Raw genomic sequence first — 19042 nt, 5'->3', positions numbered from 1 at the left:
CCGCACAGCCGGAATCAACCATTTGGATGACTGGCCGCTCAACCCCACGGAGTCCGCCAATCCATCCACCTCCCGATGTCCGGGAGGGCCTTCGCCGGAAGAGTTGGTAATGCCGGGAACAAGCCCGCACCTACCAAAGGAATCCGATGTTTCTCGCCATCCGCGACATCCGCTTCGCCAAGGGCCGTTTTGCGCTCATGGGCAGCGTCGTCGCCTTGATCACTTTGCTGCTCGTGATGTTGTCCGGGCTGACAGCCGGACTGGGAAACCAGTCGACGTGGGCCATTGCCTCATTGCCGGCGCAGCAGGTCGTCTTCGGGGCTCCCGCGGGAAGTGACGCCAAAGCGTCCTACACCGAGTCTGAGGTTTCCTCAGCCCAGCTCCAGACGTGGCGCGAGCAGCCGGGGGTCAGTTCTGCGCAGGCAGTGGGAATCAGCCAGTCGCGTTTCCAGTCACTGGGTGCTGGTGGCACTCCAAGTGGTACAGCGAACGTCGCCGTCTTTGGCGGATCCATCGCTCCCCAGGCCGTGGAGGACGGGGCGGTGGTTGTCGGCGAAACCTTGGCGAAGGACCTGTCCCTGACCCCCGGTAGCCGGGTGCGCGTAGGCGGCACCGACCTCACTGTCTCGTCCATTGTGGGGGACCAGTGGTACTCCCACACTGGCGTCGTCTGGACCACCCTGGACACCTGGCGGTCCATCGCGCACGCGGTCCCCGGCACGGCCACCGTCCTCGCCGTACAGTACGACGCCGGAACCTCCCTGGACGTCGACGCCGCCAACGCATCGGCTGGCACAGTCAGCACGGATCCCGTGGGTTCCTTCCAGGCCTTGGCTTCGTACAAGAGCGAAAACGGCTCCCTCATGCTCATGCAGGCGTTCCTCTACGGCATCTCCGCACTGGTGATCGTCGCGTTCCTGACCGTGTGGACGGTGCAGCGGACCCGCGATATCGCGGTGCTCAAGGCACTTGGAGCTTCCTCGGGTTATGTCCTGCGCGATGCCCTGGCCCAAGCGACCTTGGTATTGGTGTCCGGAGCGGCTCTTGGTGGTTTGTTGGGCCTTGCCGGGGGAGCCTTCGCAGCCCAGGCTGCACCCTTTTTGATCACTCCCCTGACCACGCTGCTCCCAGTGGTTGGAATTGTCCTGCTCGGGCTCGCCGGCGCGGTGCTTGCCGTCCGCAAAGTCACCAAAGTGGACCCCTTGCTGGCCCTCGGCGGCAACTGATTCCGTACATTCTTCGAAAGGCATACACCGTGACTACTGCACTCAACCTCGTCAACGTCTCGCTCGAATATCCCGATGGTGGCTCCACCCTGAAGGCCCTGGACTCCGTGAACCTCGCGGTCAGCAAAGGGGAATTCCTCTCCTTGGTAGGCCCGTCAGGCTCAGGGAAGTCGTCACTGCTCGCCGTGGCGGCCACCCTCATTCGGCCAACATCCGGCGTAGTGGTCATCAACGGGCAGGATGTCGCCGCACTTCCGGAAGCCGAACGAACTGCGCTGCGCCGGGACAGCGTGGGCATCATCTTCCAGCAACCCAACCTGCTGCCGGCGTTGACCGCCGTCGAGCAGTTGGTGATTCGTGAGCACCTGCGTGGCAACCCGCTGAAGGAAGCCCGCCGGAAAGCCGTCGAGCTGCTGGACGTAGTTGGTTTGTCCGGCGCCGAACACAAGCGGCCGCACCAGCTCTCCGGCGGCCAGCGCCAGCGGGTGAACATAGCGCGGGCATTGATGGGCAGCCCTTCGGTACTGCTGGTGGACGAGCCCACTGCGGCGCTTGACCATGAACGTAGCGAATCCGTTGTCCGGCTGCTCCGTCGGGTGACGGACGAGTTCAACACAGCCACCGTCATGGTCACGCACGATACCGAGTTCCTGCCCCTGACGGATGCCGTCGCGACCATGCGGGACGGACGGATCAGCCGCGCCCTCGTCCCATCACAGTAAACCTAGGTGGCTGTGCCGAGGACCGCGGAGTCCTGCGCGTCGTCGTAGGCTTCGCGGGCTTCCAGGATGATGGGCACGTGGCTTTCGGCCCATTCGCGGAGCAGGGACAACGGCTGCAACAGGGATTCGCCCATCGCCGTCAGTTCATAGTCCACACGTGGGGGGACCTGGGCATGGACAGTCCGGGTGATCAGGCCGTCCCGCTCCAGCGCCCTCAGCGTCTGGGTCAGGACTTTGGGCGTCACGACGTTGACCATCTTCCGCAACTCGGAGAACCGTACCGGACCGGCGCCCAACACCTGGATGACCAGCGAGGCCCATTTGTCGCCGATTCGTTGGAAGATCACGCGGGAGGGACAGTTGGGGTCCAGGATGTTCGCGGGGAGGTTGTTGGTTTCCATCAGGTAACTAGGTTCCTTTGAAGCTATCAGTATCCAATCGATACCTTTGTTGTATTGCAAGGATAACAACCCTAAGGAGAGCAATGAAAATCGCAGTCTACGGCGCAACGGGCATGGTCGGCAGCCAGATCGTCAACGAATCCATCACCCGCGGCCACCAGGTCACGGCCATCTCCCGCAAGGGCGCTGAAGTTCCCGGCGCAGCCACTCAGGCTGCAGACCAGGCTGACGCGCAAACCTTTGCGTCCGTTGCCAAGGACCACGACGTCGTTGTGCTGGCGACGGGCCCCAGCCGCACCGGCGGCGACCACTCCGAGTGGCTCGAAGCCATGTCCACCGCTTACAGCAACGCAGAAGGAACCCGGCTGATGATTGTCGGCGGCGCCGGGACACTGGAAATCGACGGTGTCCGCCTGCTCGACTCCCCGGACTTCCCTGAGGCTTACAAGGCCGAGGCCACCACCGCCGCCAAGGCCCTGGAAGCCGTCAAGCAGGCCCCCGAGTCCCTCGACTGGACCGTCTTGGCCCCCGCGCCGGTTATCCAGCCCGGTGAGCGCACTGGCGAGTACTCCGTGGCAAAGGATTCGCCGGCTGGCAACACCATCTCCACGCAAGACTACGCCGTAGCCATGCTGGACGAGATTGAAAGCCCGGCCCACCGCCGCGCACGCTTTACCGCCGCCAACTAGGACGGCCGGCTAAACGCCCAGCCCGGGTACCCGCAATTTGAATATGTCCTTAAGGGCATATTTAGCCGCGTGGTACCCGGGCATTCCAGTCACTCCGGGACCTGGCGGCGTTGAGGACGAACACAGGTAGACACCCGGCATCGGCGTCCGCCAAGGCACATTGGATACCACGGGCCGCTGCACCAGCCCACGGAGATCGAGGATGCCTGCGCTGAAGTCGCCACCCACATAGTTTTCGTTGTACGCAGCCAGTTCTGCCGCCGTCGTGGTCTTTGACGCCACCACGACGTCCCTGAAGCCGGGCGCATATCGCTCGATGCGGGCCGTTACCGCCTCCGCCATATCCACGGTGGAGTTGGCAGGGACGTGGCAGTAGGACCACAGGATGTGGCGGCCTTCAGGTGCGCGGGTCGGGTCCAGCAGGGACGGCTGGGAAACCAGGACGTAGGGCTGAGGTGGATACTTGCCCATCGCTACCAGATTCTCGGATTCGGCCATGGCAAGCCGTGAACCGCCCACGTGGACCGTGCCTGCCTTGGCCAGGCCCGGATCCAACCAAGGCACAGGCCCGGAGAGAATAAAGTCCACTTTGCACGCTGCATTCCCGAACCGGAATGCTTCCAGTGCCCGCCGGTAGCGGTCGGGTACTTCCGCGCCGCCGATCCGGGCCAGGGTCGGGGGAGCAACATCCAACAGGATGGCGTCCGCGGGCCGGACCTGGTCCAGGGAGTCCACTCGTTCACCTACGTGGATGGTTCCTCCGTGGGCGGTCACGTCATCCGCCATCGCCTGGGCAATGGACATTGACCCCCCTACAGGAATTGGCCAACCACCGGCGTGGGCAAGAACCCCGAGCAGGAGCCCGGCGCCGGTTGAGCTGAGGGACGGTTGCGAACCCAGCGCGTGCGACATCACCCCGGTCAGGAGCGCGGGCGCTGCCTCCTCCCGGAAGCGGCGGCCCCACATGGGCGTGCCCTGATCCAGCGTGGCAAGACCAAAGCCCACGGCGGCCAACGGGTCTTTCGGTATGCGCAGCAGCTGGTTGGACGTAAATTCCACCACCCCGGACACCCGCTCCAGCAGGGGTTCCATGAGCCGGCGGTATGCCGGTCCATCCACGCCCAAGCCCTGGACGGTCCGGTCCAGCGACTGGTACGCCAACGCGGCACCGCCAACGTCCAGGGGTGTTCCATGCTGGACTTCCGGGACCCGCAGTTCAATTCGTTTGGACAGCTCGAAGGCACGGAAGAAGGGCGACGCCAATGCCATGGGGTGTACCGCGGAGCAGATGTCGTAGAAATGCCCGGGTTCCATCAGCTCGCTGGTGCGCGAACCTCCGCCAATGGCGTTCGCGGCCTCGTAAACGTGTACCTTCAGGCCCGCACGGGCCATGACCACTGCTGCCGCCAGACCGTTGGGGCCCGCGCCGACGACGGCGACATCACCCATTGCTGCCTCCCTCCACCGTGGGGGCTGCTTGAGCTTCGGCTACCCGATGCCCTCCGGGCAGGACCGACCCGGCCCGGTGGAAGAGGTCGATCCTGAGCCAGTCCGTGGCGCCGTCGAAGGGACCGCCATGGGGGTCATCGTCGCCGTGGAGGCGCACGGGGTCCTGGACCGGATCCCAGATATCCATAACAACCCTCGCCATCAGGTAGGCCGTGGCGGCCATGTGCAGGACCACCGCCATCACGTAATAGGACATGTCGATGTTGTGCTGGACGGGTCCGCCACTGGTCGCCTGGCCAAGGTACATCCAAATAGCCGCCCAGTGCAGCCCTTCGGCAGCCTGCCACAGGAGGAAGTCGCGCCAGCGGGGCCGCGCCAGGGCAAGGAGCGGGATCAGCCAGAGAACGAATTGGGGCGAGTAGACCTTGTTGGTCAGGATGAACGCGGCGACAATCAGGAAGACGAGCTGGGCGATCCGTGGCCGCCGCGGCGCACACAGGGCCACCACGGCAATGAGGATGCACGCCAGGACAAACAGGGCCAACGCAACCACGTTGATGCTGGCCGCATCCATCTGCATCCAGTGGAGCCGGTCCGCTACCAGGTTGTAGGAAAACCACGGCGAGCTGTAGCCGGCGGGCCGGTCCTGGGTGAACTCGAAGAAGTACTGCCAGCCGGTAGGGTTCAGGGCCGCGAACGGAAGGTTGACTACCAGCCAGGACACCAGGGCAGCCCCTGCGGTGACAAGGAACGGCCGGAACTTTCCGGTCCGAAGGGCCAGCAGTAGCACGGCACCGAGGAACAGGACCGGGTAGAGCTTGGTGGCAGTGCCCAGCCCGATGCAGACACCGGCGAAGATCAGTTTGTCCCTGGAGAAGAAGTACATTCCCAAGGCGAGCAGAGCCACCGCCCACATGTCCCAGTTGATCAGGCCGGCCAGGATAATCCCGGGTGCCAAGGCCACCATGGCGGCATCCCAAGGGCGACGCTTGTTGATTCTGGCTGTGAGGAGGACGGTGACGATCCACATGGCCACAATCAACGTGGCGTTCACATCGAAGTAGCCCAGCACCCGATCATTGGTGACCCCCTGGCCGGGCACCAGCAGGGCAGTGATCCCAGCGATGATCCCCATCAGCACGGGGTATTCAAACTGGCTGCCTTGGGTGAACAGGGGGATAACCCCGTCTCCGAGTCCGCGGTTCTTAAAAAGTTCGGGGAAGTCGGAGTAGCAGGTGGAGTAGAACTGGCCGGGAGTTTCCCAACCGTTGACCCGGCAGTAGTCCTTGGCGAGCACGGCCAGCAGCGCCGCCAGCACGGTGAGGAGTATCAGGACCCGTTCCACAGTGAACGGGCCGGAAGAAGCTTCGCCTGGCGATGAGTGCCTGCCCAGCGGACCGCCTATGAGCTCTGTGAAGTTCCGGAGCAGGCTGTCACTGCGGCTGGGAACCACCACGCGGGCACGTTTCTGCGGCCGGTGAGGCTTCGTCTCCTGCATGGCTCGAGCTTACAGTCACCACTTGGAACAGGGCATCAGGTTCCGCCCCGACTCCCTGGATAAACCAATGCGCTTAAAAGGCGGAAGCCCACGCGTAGCCGCGCGGGCTCCCGGAGGTTCAACAAAGTCGTGTGGCATCCGTGTCTCCTTCGGACAGGCTGAAGGAGATCAGCGGATCAGTCCCATCTGGTGCAGGGCAACGTAAACGTCTTCACGGCGTTGGTCCAGCAGCTGGCCGTTGAACAGGGTGCGGTCCTTGGGCGCTGTGACGCTCTTGAAGAAACGCATGTCTTCTGGGCGCTTTCGCATGGTTCACCTCCTTTCAGGGGGATTATGCCGGGAATTTAGGCGCAACAATTAGGGCCATTTGAAGATAAAGAATTCAAAGGGCCAAAAAGGGTGCGAAAAACCGAGGCTGGTTTAAGGGTAATTAGCGGACCGAATCAGGAATTCCTGAAACGTCATTGCATCATTGCGCGGGCTTCCGGCAGTCGACCCAACAAGAAGCTGGTTCCGAACTTTGGGAAAACTGCGCACCCGCGGCATGCTGCGTGGGTCCGCGCCTACAACTGACTACTCAGCCATCCAAGGAAATGAAGGCTGTCATGAACACCGCCGGCAACAGGCCGGTCCGGTGGATCAGGAGTGGGTCAGAGAGCAAAAATGGCGTCGATCATCAGCAGAGGCCGGGGCAGCATTGACGGTCAACTTCCGTCCGCTAGTCAAAGTAATCATTTTTCCCAACCTCCTTCCGGCCTTTACAGCCTGCTGTGGCATTCACCCGGGTGACTAATCGGAAGAATGCGCGCCTTGTTCCCGGCGGATCGCTCTGGGAACAAGATATAAGCTACCCCATGAACAGGGAGTTTGGCCAGCACAATTCGCTGTTTCGCCAAAACTTTTTCTTAATGAATGTTTCTAGAGGCCCCAGCGCACAATTGCGGGCGTGCGCTTATCCCATCCGAGCGTGCAGACTTTAGCTGTTCCGAGGACGAAATGCCGGCCTTCACGGGCGTCCATTTCCAGCCAACGTGCGGTGAGGATTCGGGAGAAATGCCCGTGTGCCACCACCAGGACGTTGTCCATTCCGGATTCCAGGACGCGCCCAATGATCTTGTCTGCACGGGCAGCCACCTCGTCCAGGGTCTCCCCGTTGGGAACACCATCCGTCCAGATGAGGTAATCCGGGTTGTCCTTACGGATCAGGTCCGAGCTGATGCCTTCGTAGTCGCCATAGTTCCATTCGACGGCCAGCGGCTCGTGCACCGCTTCAGGGTAGCCGGCCAGTTCGGCTGTACGGCGGGCACGTCGCAGCGGTGAGGTCAACACCAGGTCGAAGTCGATGCCCTCCAGGACCTTTCGTGCTTCAACAGCCTGCTGCTCACCCTCAACAGTGAGGGGCAGATCGGTCAGGCCCGTGTACTGGCCGCTCTTGGACCACTCCGTCTCGCCGTGGCGAAGGATCCAGAGTTGCGGGCGCGGGGAAGTCGCAGCATTCATGAGGGCTCCTCAGTTTCAGTCAAAGGCTCGACGGCGGCGGACTCGGGTTGCGTGGCCCACCACGCCAACAGCTTCTGCTCGGCTTCCTCCGGGGACAGCGGTCCGTGTTCCATGCGCTCTTCCAGGAGGAACTTGTAGGCCTTGCCCACCACCGGTCCCGGCTTGAGTCCCAGAAGGGCCATGATCTGCGCTCCATCGAGGTCAGGCCGGACGGCTGCCAGCGATTCCTGCTCCAAGAGCACCGCGATGCGATGCTCAAGGTCATCGTAGGCGAAGGACAAGCGGTCAGCCTTGCGCTGGTTACGCGTGGTGACATCGGAGCGGGTGAGCCGATGCAGGCGTTCCAGCAGGGGACCGGCGTCCGTAACGTACCGGCGGACAGCCGAGTCGCTCCAGCCAGCATCGCCGTAACCGTAGAAGCGCATGTGGAGTTCCACCAAGCGGGCAACGGCCTTGATCGAGTCGTTGTCGAAGCGCAGGGCTTTCATGCGCTTGGCCACCAGCTTGGCACCCACCACGTCATGGTGGCGGAAGCTTACTGCGCCGCCCGGTTCAAAACGGCGCGTAGCCGGCTTGCCGACGTCGTGCATCAACGCAGCGAACCGCAGCACGAAGTCCGGCCCGGGCACGGGGCCATCGGGACCCGTTTCGAGTGCGGCGGCCTGCTCCAGGACCTGGAGGGAATGCTGGTACACGTCCTTGTGACGGTGGTGTTCGTCGGCTTCCAGGCGCAACGCGGAGACCTCGGGGAGCACGAACTCAGCCAGTCCTGTATCCACCAGGAGGTCGATGCCCACTCGCGGGTGGGCTCCGTTGATGAGTTTGACCAGCTCTTCGCGGACGCGCTCGGCGGAAATGATCTTGATGCGGTCGGCCATTTGGGTCATGGCGAGCCGAACGTCGTCGTGAACCGACACGCCGAGCTGCGACGCGAACCGGGCCGCACGCATCATTCGCAGGGGGTCATCCGAGAATGACGCCTCGGGGGCGCCGGGTGTTGCCAGCTCGGAGGCGTGGAGGTCGCGGACGCCGCCGAAGGGGTCCACGAGTTCAAGGCTGGGCAGCCGGAGGGCCATGGCGTTGATGGTGAAGTCGCGGCGGAGCAGGTCATCCGTCAGGGAGTTCCCAAAGGCCACCACGGGCTTTCGCGAATCGGGGTCGTACGCCTCGGCGCGGTACGTGGTGATTTCGATCTGGAAGCCACTCTTACGCATCCCGATGGTGCCGAAGGCCCTGCCGATTTCCCAGAAGTTGTCAGCCCACTTCTTGATGACCGCGATGGTCTGGTCCGGCGTGGCGTCCGTGGTGAAGTCGAGGTCCGGGGAGGTCCGCCCGAGGAAGAGGTCGCGGACAGGCCCACCCACCAAGGACAGCTCGTAGCCGGCGTCGACAAAGCGCTGCCCGAGGTCGAGCACCACCGGATCGATGGTGAAGTTAACTGAAGAGCTGTCCAATACGTGCGCCATAGTCCCTTAAGCTTGGCAGATTTTTACCCGGGAGTGGGCCACTGTTCCATGCAATATCAGGCATGCGTCCGCGGACCGTCTCCTGCAGTCCATCTTGTAGCCATGTCCCGGTCATCACTCGAGGGCAAGAGTCGTTAGAGTGGACCTCATGGCCAACCCGATCCCGAGCGCTCCCGGCAGGAGGACAAACGCACCGTTGCCGTCGGCAATCGGTGCCCACGTCGCGCCTGCTCCGCAGCACCCGGTACAGGCCTCACTTCCCACGGTTGAGGAAGTGTCAGCCGGCGGCGTTGTTGTGGACACGTCCGACGGCGAACTCCGGGTTGCGATTATCGCCCGCCTTAATAGGGGTGGCCGGCTCGAATGGTGCCTGCCCAAGGGCCATCCCGAGGGCCGCGAAAACAACGAGGAAGCAGCTGTCCGCGAGATCGCCGAGGAAACCGGCATCGAAGGCAGCATCCTTGCACCCCTGGGCAGCATTGACTACTGGTTCACTGTGAGCGGCCACCGCGTCCATAAAACCGTCCACCATTTCCTGCTCCAGGCAACGGGCGGTGAGCTGACCATCGAGAACGATCCTGACCAGGAGGCCGTGGATGCCGCGTGGGTTCCCATCCAGGAGCTGGCCCGCAAACTGTCCTTCCCGAATGAACGCCGCATCGCCGATCTGGCACGGGAAGTGCTGCCCGAACACCTCTGACCCGGGTACATGGGACGATAAAGGCGATGTCTGAAGCCAAAACAACCCAGTCCGTTCAATCCGGAGAAGCACGTTCCAGCGCCATCATGGCCGCAGGGACGCTCGTTTCCCGGTTCCTTGGCTTCGCCAAAACGTGGATGCTCGGTACAGCCCTCGGGCTTGGTTCAACCATTAATGACACCTTCATTAATGCCAACAACCTGCCGAACCTGATCTTCCTGCTGGTGGCCGGTGGCGTATTCAACGCCGTCCTGGTGCCGCAGATCATCAAGGCGAGTAAAGCCCCGGACCGAGGAGCTGACTACCTCAGTCGGCTGCTGACCCTTGCGGTGTTGGTGCTCTTTGCCCTGACCGCGTTGGTAACCCTTGCAGCACCACTGGTCATCGACCTCACCACGCAGGGGTATTCCGAGCAACAAAAGGCCCTGGCGGTCACCTTTGCCTTCTGGTGCCTCCCACAGATCTTCTTCTACGGGCTCTACGCCCTTCTGACACAGGTGTTGAACGCCCACGGAGCGTTTGGCCCCGCCATGTGGGCCCCCATCCTGAACAATATTGTGGCCATCGCCGGCCTGGGGATGTTCATTTGGATCCTCGGAGAGAATCTCAGCAACCCTCACACCCTGGACAACTGGGGTCCCACCCAGACGTTGCTGATCGCAGGGTTCTCAACCTTTGGCGTCATTGCGCAGACAGCCATTCTGTTGGTTCCCGTCTTCCGGCTGCGCCTTGGCCTCCGTCCCCGTTTCGGGTGGCGCGGGGTCGGACTGGGCCAGGCTGCCAAGCTGAGCGTCTGGACCCTGGCGACTGCCGCCGTCGGGCAGTTGGCCTTCCTCTACATCATGAGGATCGCGACGATTCCCGGCGCCGAGCGGCTCCGGCTGAACAATGCGGGGGACACGGCCGCTGCTGCTGTCCTGCCCGGTAACGCCGTCCTGGAAGTCGCCAGCCAGCTGTACCTGCTGCCGCACTCGATCATCGCGTTGTCCTTGGCAACCGTCCTCTTTAACCGCATGACCCGCGCGTCGCAGGACGGCAACAAAGCCGAGCTTCGCGATGCCCTCTCCCATGGTCTCCGGACCATGGCTGTTGCCACGGTCTTCGGTGCCTTGGCGCTGTTTGCCTTGGCCGGCCCGCTGGGCATGTTCTTCTCGGGTGGCAACTCGCAGGACGGCGTCATGCTCGCACAGACGCTCACCATCCTGGCTTTGAGCACCCCGTTCCTGAGCGCCAACTTCATGATGTCCCGTGTGTTCTACGCCAACGAGGACGCCCGCACGCCCCTGTATGTGCAGCTGTGGCTGGCGGTGATCTACGTAGTGGGCGCGTTCTTCATCCAGTTCCTCCCCGTCGGCCAGATCATTTATGCCATCGCGATCCTCTACACGCTGGGCAATATCCTTTCCGTGGTCATCAGCGTGGTGTTCCTGCGTCGCTTGCTGGGCCACCTCGACGGACCACGGATCGCGAATTCGTACATCCGCATGGGCTACGCCGGTCTCGGCTCCGCGCTGGCCGGCGCCGCGGCCCTTTGGCTGCTGGGGAGCTACCGCGCCGACGGCTTCGCATGGAGCAGCCGCCCGGCCGCCCTGGTGACGGTGGTCGTCGTCGGGCCCGTCATGTTGCTCGCCTACCTGGTCCTGCTGCGCGTCTTCCACGTCACCGAGCTTCGCGACCTCCTGCGCCCGCTCATGGGCCGCTTGGGCCGCGGCGCGCCGGAACCGGTCGTCGAAGGAACCTCAGAAACCCCGACGCCGGAACGCGCCACAGTCTCGGACGACACCGGTTTGATCCCTCGCATCTCGGGCGAGTTCGACGCCGCCTCGTTCAGGGCCGGGCCGGCTGTCGGGGCCCAGCGCACCGCTCCAGCGCCCGCCACGGACGCTCCGAAGTCCTACCTGCCCGACGAAGAAGTGCCCAGCACAGCCCTGGGTGGCAGGTTCCGCCCGCAGGTCCCGTTGCCGGGCCGGCGAACATATCAAGGCGACGCGGGTCGCAATCCATACTTCCCGAGCAGGCAAAACAAGAAGTAAGCCGGTGCCGCCAACACGGGCGGCTGGAACCAATCGGCTAGGCTAGAAACGAATATAGGTAGTTGCAAAAGCGGTTTGTCCGGCTCGCCGGGCCAGCCATGTGCAGGACCCGCAACTCCCGGACAGCCTAGGAGGAACACGTGTCCCACCCGATCGACGTCGGATCAGTACTTGGCGGCCGCTACAAGGTCACGGCCAATGTGTTGACCTCGCATGACCAAGATCAGGTGCTCGACGGCGTGGACCAGGTCCTCAACCGTCCCGTGAGCATCCTCGTCGCTGGACCCGGAAATGCCGAGCAGGTTGCGCAGAGCGCCCGCGAAGTGGCCACAGGGGAGCGCCCCGGCCACGTCCAGATTCTGGACCTCGGCATCAGCGACAACACCACGTACCTCATCACCAACCACAGCTCCGCACCGGACCTGTTGGATCTCGTTGTTGCCACAAACCCGCCGTACATCGAGCCGTTCTTCACGGAGACGCTCGGCAGCGAGATCTTTGGGCAGCCGCGCACGTACGAGCCCGAAACCTACGACGGCCTCTACGAGGATGACGAGCACGACGCCGAGTACATCCAGTATGACGAAAACGGCTACCCCATCCCGTCCGAGGCTGATACCGAGCAGACAACCGCTGGTTCCGAGGCTGGAAACGTACCTCCGAGGCCTGCCTCGAACCCCTCATCCGCCAAGAGTGGCATCGCCGGCAAACTGGCTGCAGCTGCTGCCGGAGCCGGTGCTGCGGGTCTCGCTGCCGCTGCAGCGTTGAAGAACCAGGGTTCAAGGAATCACGACGCCGACGCTGCCGCCCCTGCTGCTTCCGGGGGAGCGTCGCCTGCGGCATCCGCCCAGCCGCCCACCCAGGCTGTTACTTCCCAACCGACTCCGCCGCCGGCCCGGCCCGCCGCTCCGACGCAACCGCCTACCCAGGCCGCGAGCTCCCAGTCAGCACCCGTCAGCGAACCGGCCAAGCCCGCTGAGGCCGCTGAACCCAAGGTCTCGCTCTGGTCCGAAGAAGATTACGGCTTTGCAGGAGCCGGCGCCGCTGCCGGGGGAGCTGCCGCTGCGGGCAGTACCTCAGACACTGGTTACGACCGTGCCCCCACCAGCTTCCCGGCGTCGGCCGCTGTCCAGGAAAACTACGAGGACGACGAGGTATACGAAGACGAGGCTCCCGAGAAGGAACCCCGCTCGCTTCGCTGGCTGGTTGGTGGCCTGCTGGCTGTCGTCCTGGTGGTCGGCCTGGTCCTGGCTGTTACCAACCTTGGCAGCCTCTTCCCGAGCAGCGCGCCCGCGGCAAGCCAGAGCACGCCGGCCCCCCCGTCCACCGAAACCAAAACTGAAGAACCGGCCCCCACGCAGGCTCCGCCGCCCGCCACGCCACCGGCGATCGACAGCATCACGCGACTGGGAGATTTCCCCTTCGCAGCCACCTACGACAAGGACCTTGCACGAGCCTTCGATGGCAACGCTGCAAGTTACTGGTCAGACATGGAATTTGCGACCGCCGACTGGGGTGGCCTGGTCACGAACATGCCGCTGGTCATCAAGCTCAAGGAAAAGACCGAGGTCAAGTCCATTGTTCTGAACCAGCTGGGTGGATCGGGTGGCAGCATCAGCGTCTACACCAACGACCGACCTGCCATGGACGGAGCGAAGCTCGTTGGTACCAACAGCTTTACCTCGCCTGAATTGACCCTGCCCCTGGCAGCGCCGACGCAGACGCAGTACATCATTGTGGATATCAAGACGCTCCCCAAGCTGGCCGCCCCGAAGACGCGTTTCGGTTTCGGTCTGCGCTTGGCCGAGGTTGGGGTCCAGTAGTCCGTACCAGCCATGACAGTAGGGGCCGTTCTGACTTGTCAGGGCGGCCCCTACTGTTATGTGCGCGTGCGTCACCACTTCGATGTGGCCCGCGTCCAGAAGGTACCCTGAATGTTGGTGGCTTTTAGGGCCGACAAACTCCAACGGAATATTTGGGGCTTAACTGGGGTTGAGTCAGGTGGCTGCCCCGAAAGCCGCAGCATCGACTAAGGAAGAGGTTCACGCCACGTGAGCATTGCAGAAAACGGCGCATCGCAGGTGCGCGACGTCATCATCGTAGGTTCAGGCCCCGCTGGCTACACAGCCGCTGTTTACACCGCCCGTGCCAACATGAATCCTCTGCTCATTGCCGGTTCTGTCACCGCTGGTGGCGAATTGATGAACACCACGGACGTGGAGAACTACCCCGGATTCCCGGAAGGCATCATGGGTCCGGATCTGATGGAGAACTTCGAAAAGCAGGCCGCCCGATTCGGCACCGAGATCCAGTTCGAGGACGTCACCGAGCTGGACCTCGACGGCGACATCAAGACGGTCACCATTGGTACGGGGGAGACCTTCCAGGCGAAGGCCATCATTCTGTCCACGGGATCGGCGTACCGCGAACTCGGTCTGCCTAACGAGAAGAGGCTCTCGGGCCACGGCGTTAGCTGGTGTGCAACCTGCGACGGTTTCTTCTTCAAGGATCAGGACATAGCAGTGATCGGTGGTGGCGACTCCGCAATGGAAGAAGCACTCTTCCTCACCAAGTTCGCCAAGTCCGTCACGGTCGTCCACCGCCGCGACACCCTGAAGGCATCGAAGATCATGGGCGACCGAGCCCAGGCACACGAAAAGATCAAGTTTGTCTGGAACACGGCCGTTGAAGACGTCCTCGGCGAGGACAAGGTCACTGGCCTGAAGCTGAAGAACCTGGTGGACGGCACTGAGTCCGAGCTCGCTGTCACCGGTGTGTTCGTGGCCATCGGCAACGATCCCCGCACGGACCTTGTCAAGGGCAAGGTGGAACTTACCCCTGAAGGAACCATCGCCGTCGAGGGCCGCAGCTCCAAGACGAACATCAAGGGTGTCTTCGCCGCAGGCGACGTTATCGACCCCACCTACCGCCAAGCCATCACGGCTTCGGGCTCCGGCTGTGTAGCTGCCCTCGACGTAGAGCACTACCTCGCGGACCTGAACTCCTAAGCTGCATCCAAGCAACCATACGAAGGGAAAAGTTATGAGCAACGCAAAAGACGTTACTGACGCAAGCTTCAGCGCGGATGTCCTGGCTTCCGAGAAGCCGGTCATCGTGGACTTCTGGGCAGAGTGGTGTGGCCCCTGCCGCAAGCTCGGCCCCATCCTCGACGAGATCTCGGTCGAGTACAGCGACAAGGTTGAGGTCGTGAAACTTAACGTTGACGACAACCCTGCCATCGCAGCTGAGTACGGCATCACTTCCATCCCTGCCGTCTACCTGTTCAGCGGGGGAGAAGTGAAGAACACCGTCATCGGCGCCAAGCCGAAGCAGTTCTTCGAGAAGGAATTCTCGGACGTACTGTCCTAACCTTCCGCCCAAGGTCTAGGCCGGCGGTTCCTGCTCCTCACGGAGCGGGAACCGCCGGCTTTTTTATTGATTTCCTTGAAATGAACCTTGAAGGGATGCATTAGTGGCTTATGTGCGTGTAGCGACGTCCGGTGCGCTCCAGAACGGTAATGCGGCTTCCCGCTCACTGGGGTAGGGGCAACTCAGCCCTCGCTCACGTCCCGGCCCCTTCCCGCCAACCCTCACCCACATCCCCGCCCCTTCAACCCAACCCTCACCCACATCCCCGCCCCTTCAGCCCGACGCTCGCTCACATCCCCGCCCCTTCAACCCAACCCTCACCCACATCCCCGCCCCTTCAACCCAACCCTCACCCACATCCCCGCCCCTACCCGCCAACCCTCACCCACACCCCGGCTCATAGGATGCGATGCCGCCACTGGATGGGTGATGACTACTGTGGACCCCGAAGCAACTATTTCTGCTTCCGCTTCACTGCGGCTTGACACACCAGATGTGGGCGCAGCCAAGGGTTTCTGTAGGTCGTGTGGGGGGATGGCCGTGAGTGCTGGAAGTAGAACTGTTCGAGGCTGGCAATCTTGCCGTCGTCGACCCGTTGTCATCGGCTACGAGGGATGTTTCACGTGAAACCGATCCATCCATCCGGGACTCGGGGTGGAACCCGTCGGGACCAGATCTAACCGGCGGCGCTCCCAGACTCTGTTTCAGGGCTTCGACTCGTTTCGCTTGGCAGCCACCGACGCGGCCCGAGAAACCCCTGAAGAGGGTGATCAACACGCTAGCAAGCTCACCAAATTGCTTCTTGCGTTTGTCAGCTAAGAAGTAGTGCCGGATTCCTGCACGTACGAACCATCCTTCGGCGCTCGTAGTTTCGAACGAACTACACTGACGGCGAAGACCACTCTGCTGGATTGAGTGCCGTAGCTAGGCTTCGGCCTACTGGCAAGGGCGTTTGTGCCCCTCCAGCGCTCCCTAGGCATTGCGAAACATAGAACTCGCCATATGCCGCGAGGAGAATCCGACGACTTATGCGCCTCCCTTACAACGTGAATCTGGTGGTCCGTTCCGTCTGTAACCGTAGCGCTCGAGGGACCTTCCACCTACGACACGCGACACCTACCGCAGACGCGGGGGCGGGGGTGCCCCGGCCTCAAGCAAGCCCATAAAGACAGTGAGGGCCCGTGAACCTACCCCTGGATGGTTGCTGACGCCTCGCAGCACTTACCTGCTGCCTGGCCCTCCCCACCCTTCACAGATCATCGCAGAGCATCAGCAGTTCCGTTCCAGACGGGCGTCCAAGAACAAAACACCGTCAGACATCCATGTTTCACGTGAAACAGACCCTTGGTGAAGCTTCAGGGGGCCTTCCGCAGAGCAGCTACGGTGATCTCCCCGTACTCCTGCGTGTATCGAAAGCTCATTTGCGCAACAGGACAGCTTCCAAACGTACGCATCGTGCATGTCACCTACAAGGAGCTCTGGGGGAAGGGAGCTGTTGTGTCGTTCCGTACGCAGGTGAGCCCCTTTCCGAAACATCGGCAGCATCGGGCCTTGCCGGCAGCCACAGTTCTCCGTCGTTCCATTGATAGTCGGCTCCCGCGGCCGAGCCCGACTCCACTACAGCCGGCTCTCGCAGTTTCTGATGCGATGTCGAGCCTTGCGCCACAGTTCCAACTTCTGGACCACCGGCGTGGCATACACGGCCCCAGTGCACTTGGCTCGCAAGCCTCCGTCGGAATTGGGCACTGTCGGAACGCCGACACAGGAGGCAGACCCCTGCGTCGTGTGCCCTCTTGCCCTTGACCCTTTGCTTCGGGCTCCGTGCCCATGACTGGAGAGCTGCGCTACGTACTCAGCGGCGGAAGGTCCACAACAATAGATATAGGGGAGACAGTTAGATCAGCGGATCTGCTCCGGTCGGCACGGTCCGGAAGGATTGCAGCGGACGCATCGATCCTCCACCAACTCTTTGGCATCACCGCCAATTCGAAGCCACTAAGCACCTTCGAACATGCGCTCGGAGAGCAACATTGTGTCGTTCCACGATTCGTCTTTCTTACCAAAAGCAGTCACGCCAGCTCTCAGCAGGTATGCACAGCAGCCATGGGGGGCCGGTCAGGTACCACACGGGACACCCTTCCAGCCTAGACGGCAGGTCGGTCCCTTTTGCATGCCATCCAGGAACAAAAGTCACGATGGGTCGTTCTTGGTGATCCGTCCGCCAGGCAGTCCGGTTACAGTCGAGCAACGTAGGTCTTCGTGTCAGAACATGCCCGTTGTTTCGCTCAAGGGGGCTTCCCGTCAGGGGATGAGCGCGACGATAACGTGACTGTTTCACGTGAAACGGAACAGCCCAAGTGCGCATGGCCCGTGCAGCCTAGGAAGAGCCGGCAGCTGCTCCGCTACCGAGCTAGGCCCCGAGCAAGGTTCCTTTCGTCGGGCCGCGTAAGACCTTCCGCCGAGCACCACCACTCTAGAGCATCTGTCTTCACACCGTGGCCGCTTAGGAGGTCCCTCTCCATATAGGGGCTTGCCGCAAAGTCATGCCGTGAGCCCTGCAGGACCTGCGCTGCGCCCTAACGCATACCGACGGGCAACGCCCTATCAGGTCCACGCAAACCGGCTAGCGGTTCACTTGCCTCGCTACTGACTGATTTCAGTGCTACCGGCCAGAAGCCAAATACGCTGCCCGCCACCGGGGCCTGGAGCAGGAACTCAAGGCAAATTCTGTGCCCCTCAAGACATCCGATCAATAGGCCCGATCTTGGCCCAAAGGATCCGTCCTCGAAGGTGGAGAATTGATGCACCTGGAACGTTTGCACCAATTGCGAGAACTAACATCCGGTCTCATGTGAGCGCCTTGCCGCGCGCAGTGTCTCTCAGGCAGCCAGGCGCCGGGGCCTTCGAAACGGAACGTCCGTTCGCCTTATGCTCTCTCAAAAGCTATGGAGCTGCGCCAGGGGCCCCGCAGGTTTGCGCCGAGGGTGAAGTTGTTCACAAGGTTATCCACAGGCTTTTCCACCGCCCATGAGATTGCCCACAGAATGCCGGGAGACGCATGCTGGACGTTGGCGGAAAGCGCCTCGTACCAGGAGAAGCAGACGACCCTCCGCTACCGCCTTCGCGGGGCTGAGCCTCAGTCAAAATTCCGCAGATTCAATAGGAATTGGGACATTTTGAACCGCTGTAGGGAAACATCTGGTCCAGCAAAAGGGCACTTCGCGGTCCTGGCGAGTGTACGGGTCTAAGCGCACTGCGAGTTTAGCGTCAACGCCCGGAGCCCAGGCTCCTGGGCTGCTAGTGCTGCACTTGAATGAGTAAGTTATCCCCATGGTTATCCACAGCGATATCCACCGGCTTTTCCACAAGCTGTATTCCCCGGTTTGACTTTCTTTCGCCGTAGACTTCGACCACTCATAGCCACCGTTTCACGTGAAACGCGACGGTCGACCAGCATGGTCCGGGCACTTGATTGCGGCACTGAGCTTCTAGGGCACGCCATCTCCTCTGGCCGTGGGTTCAGGGTCCCCTGACGGTGGCAGTGCGGTTTCGAAGAATGCTGACTGGAACGGAACCCAACATCGGATCAATCGGTCGGTGGGCTAGGGCAGGGGAGCGTCAGCTAGTTGCTTGAAATCTACGAGCAATGGCCTCGCCAGACAGATCTGTCCGGCCCGAGGTACGGTGAATTTTGGTCTCATCCCTGGGTAACCAGGCACGTTCAGGGTCCCACTACGGGAGTCATTGCCACTCGACGCCCCGCAGGACCAAGAAGCTGCACTTCGCAGGCCATCGTCCCCAGCATCAGATCAAACGCACACGCGGCCAACCGCGATGTATCACATTCATAGGCAGGCAGTCATGAGGTCTGCTGGAGAGGCGAACAAGATCTGTCAGGTACGGGCACCACGATAGGCTCCACGGCGCCTCAGTCCCTTTAGATCCCCACCCTCGACTCTGATCCGAAGGCCGAAGAGTCGGTTGCTCAA

At 62.2% G+C, this 19042-nt stretch carries 14 protein-coding genes; 8 read left to right on the top strand and 6 right to left on the bottom strand.

Annotated elements, in window-relative coordinates; all coding sequences use genetic code 11:
- Positions 1-146: 146 nt before the first annotated feature.
- Positions 147-1226: an ABC transporter permease gene (locus ACNQOP_RS06340; RefSeq protein ID WP_416403691.1), complete on the top strand. Its 1080-nt coding sequence runs from the start codon at positions 147-149 to the stop codon at positions 1224-1226.
- Positions 1227-1255: 29 nt separating this feature from the next.
- Complete coding sequence (locus tag ACNQOP_RS06335; RefSeq protein ID WP_257369958.1) at positions 1256-1948, top strand: ABC transporter ATP-binding protein; 693 nt, start codon at positions 1256-1258, stop codon at positions 1946-1948.
- A gap of 2 nt (positions 1949-1950) precedes the next feature.
- Here the strand turns inward: ACNQOP_RS06335 and ACNQOP_RS06330 are convergent, their stop codons facing one another.
- Complete coding sequence (locus ACNQOP_RS06330; protein ID WP_257369959.1) at positions 1951-2349, bottom strand: winged helix-turn-helix transcriptional regulator; 399 nt, start codon at positions 2347-2349, stop codon at positions 1951-1953.
- A gap of 83 nt (positions 2350-2432) precedes the next feature.
- Between ACNQOP_RS06330 and ACNQOP_RS06325 the strand changes: the two genes are divergently transcribed.
- Positions 2433-3038 (top strand): NAD(P)-dependent oxidoreductase, encoded by a 606-nt coding sequence (locus ACNQOP_RS06325; RefSeq protein ID WP_257369960.1) that lies wholly within the window; start codon positions 2433-2435, stop codon positions 3036-3038.
- Between the two features lie 9 nt (positions 3039-3047).
- On the opposite strand, the gene ACNQOP_RS06320 is transcribed toward ACNQOP_RS06325, so the two are convergent.
- The 5 genes from ACNQOP_RS06320 to ACNQOP_RS06300 form a co-directional block, all read right to left on the bottom strand.
- Positions 3048-4487, bottom strand: coding sequence for a phytoene desaturase family protein (locus ACNQOP_RS06320; RefSeq protein WP_416403690.1), 1440 nt, complete (start codon positions 4485-4487; stop codon positions 3048-3050).
- The gene (locus ACNQOP_RS06315) at positions 4480-5985 is read right to left on the bottom strand and encodes a glycosyltransferase family 87 protein (RefSeq protein WP_416403689.1); all 1506 of its coding nucleotides are present in this window, start codon (positions 5983-5985) and stop codon (positions 4480-4482) included. Before ACNQOP_RS06315 ends, ACNQOP_RS06320 begins: the two co-directional genes overlap by 8 nt.
- Before the next feature lie 168 nt (positions 5986-6153).
- On the bottom strand, positions 6154-6294 hold the full coding sequence (locus tag ACNQOP_RS06310; RefSeq protein WP_235518131.1) for a hypothetical protein: 141 nt from the start codon (positions 6292-6294) through the stop codon (positions 6154-6156).
- Positions 6295-6903: 609 nt separating this feature from the next.
- Positions 6904-7485 carry a histidine phosphatase family protein gene (locus ACNQOP_RS06305; RefSeq protein ID WP_257369963.1) on the bottom strand — a complete coding sequence of 194 codons (582 nt, stop codon included), beginning with the start codon at positions 7483-7485 and terminating at the stop codon, positions 6904-6906.
- Complete coding sequence (locus tag ACNQOP_RS06300) at positions 7482-8951, bottom strand: CCA tRNA nucleotidyltransferase (RefSeq protein WP_257369964.1); 1470 nt, start codon at positions 8949-8951, stop codon at positions 7482-7484. Before ACNQOP_RS06300 ends, ACNQOP_RS06305 begins: the two co-directional genes overlap by 4 nt.
- Before the next feature lie 196 nt (positions 8952-9147).
- On the opposite strand from ACNQOP_RS06300, the gene ACNQOP_RS06295 reads away from it, so the two are divergent.
- From ACNQOP_RS06295 to trxA, 5 genes are all read left to right on the top strand, one after another.
- Positions 9148-9651, top strand: a complete 504-nt coding sequence (locus tag ACNQOP_RS06295; protein ID WP_090822121.1) for an NUDIX hydrolase — start codon at positions 9148-9150, stop codon at positions 9649-9651.
- Positions 9652-9677: 26 nt separating this feature from the next.
- Positions 9678-11684 carry a murein biosynthesis integral membrane protein MurJ gene (gene murJ, locus ACNQOP_RS06290; protein ID WP_416403688.1) on the top strand — a complete coding sequence of 669 codons (2007 nt, stop codon included), beginning with the start codon at positions 9678-9680 and terminating at the stop codon, positions 11682-11684.
- 140 nt (positions 11685-11824) lie between these two features.
- The gene (locus tag ACNQOP_RS06285; RefSeq protein ID WP_416403687.1) at positions 11825-13507 is read left to right on the top strand and encodes an ABC transporter substrate-binding protein; all 1683 of its coding nucleotides are present in this window, start codon (positions 11825-11827) and stop codon (positions 13505-13507) included.
- A 228-nt stretch (positions 13508-13735) separates the two neighbouring features.
- Positions 13736-14692 (top strand): thioredoxin-disulfide reductase, encoded by a 957-nt coding sequence (gene trxB / locus ACNQOP_RS06280; RefSeq protein WP_416403686.1) that lies wholly within the window; start codon positions 13736-13738, stop codon positions 14690-14692.
- A 34-nt stretch (positions 14693-14726) separates the two neighbouring features.
- Positions 14727-15053, top strand: coding sequence for a thioredoxin (gene trxA / locus ACNQOP_RS06275; RefSeq protein ID WP_284987307.1), 327 nt, complete (start codon positions 14727-14729; stop codon positions 15051-15053).
- The last annotated feature ends 3989 nt before the right edge of the window (positions 15054-19042 follow it).

It is taken from the genome of Arthrobacter sp. LFS091, assembly GCF_047977885.1.
Classification (GTDB): domain Bacteria; phylum Actinomycetota; class Actinomycetes; order Actinomycetales; family Micrococcaceae; genus Arthrobacter.
Note: the sequence above shows the minus strand (reverse complement) of the source record. Positions and strands in the feature narration are given on the sequence as shown.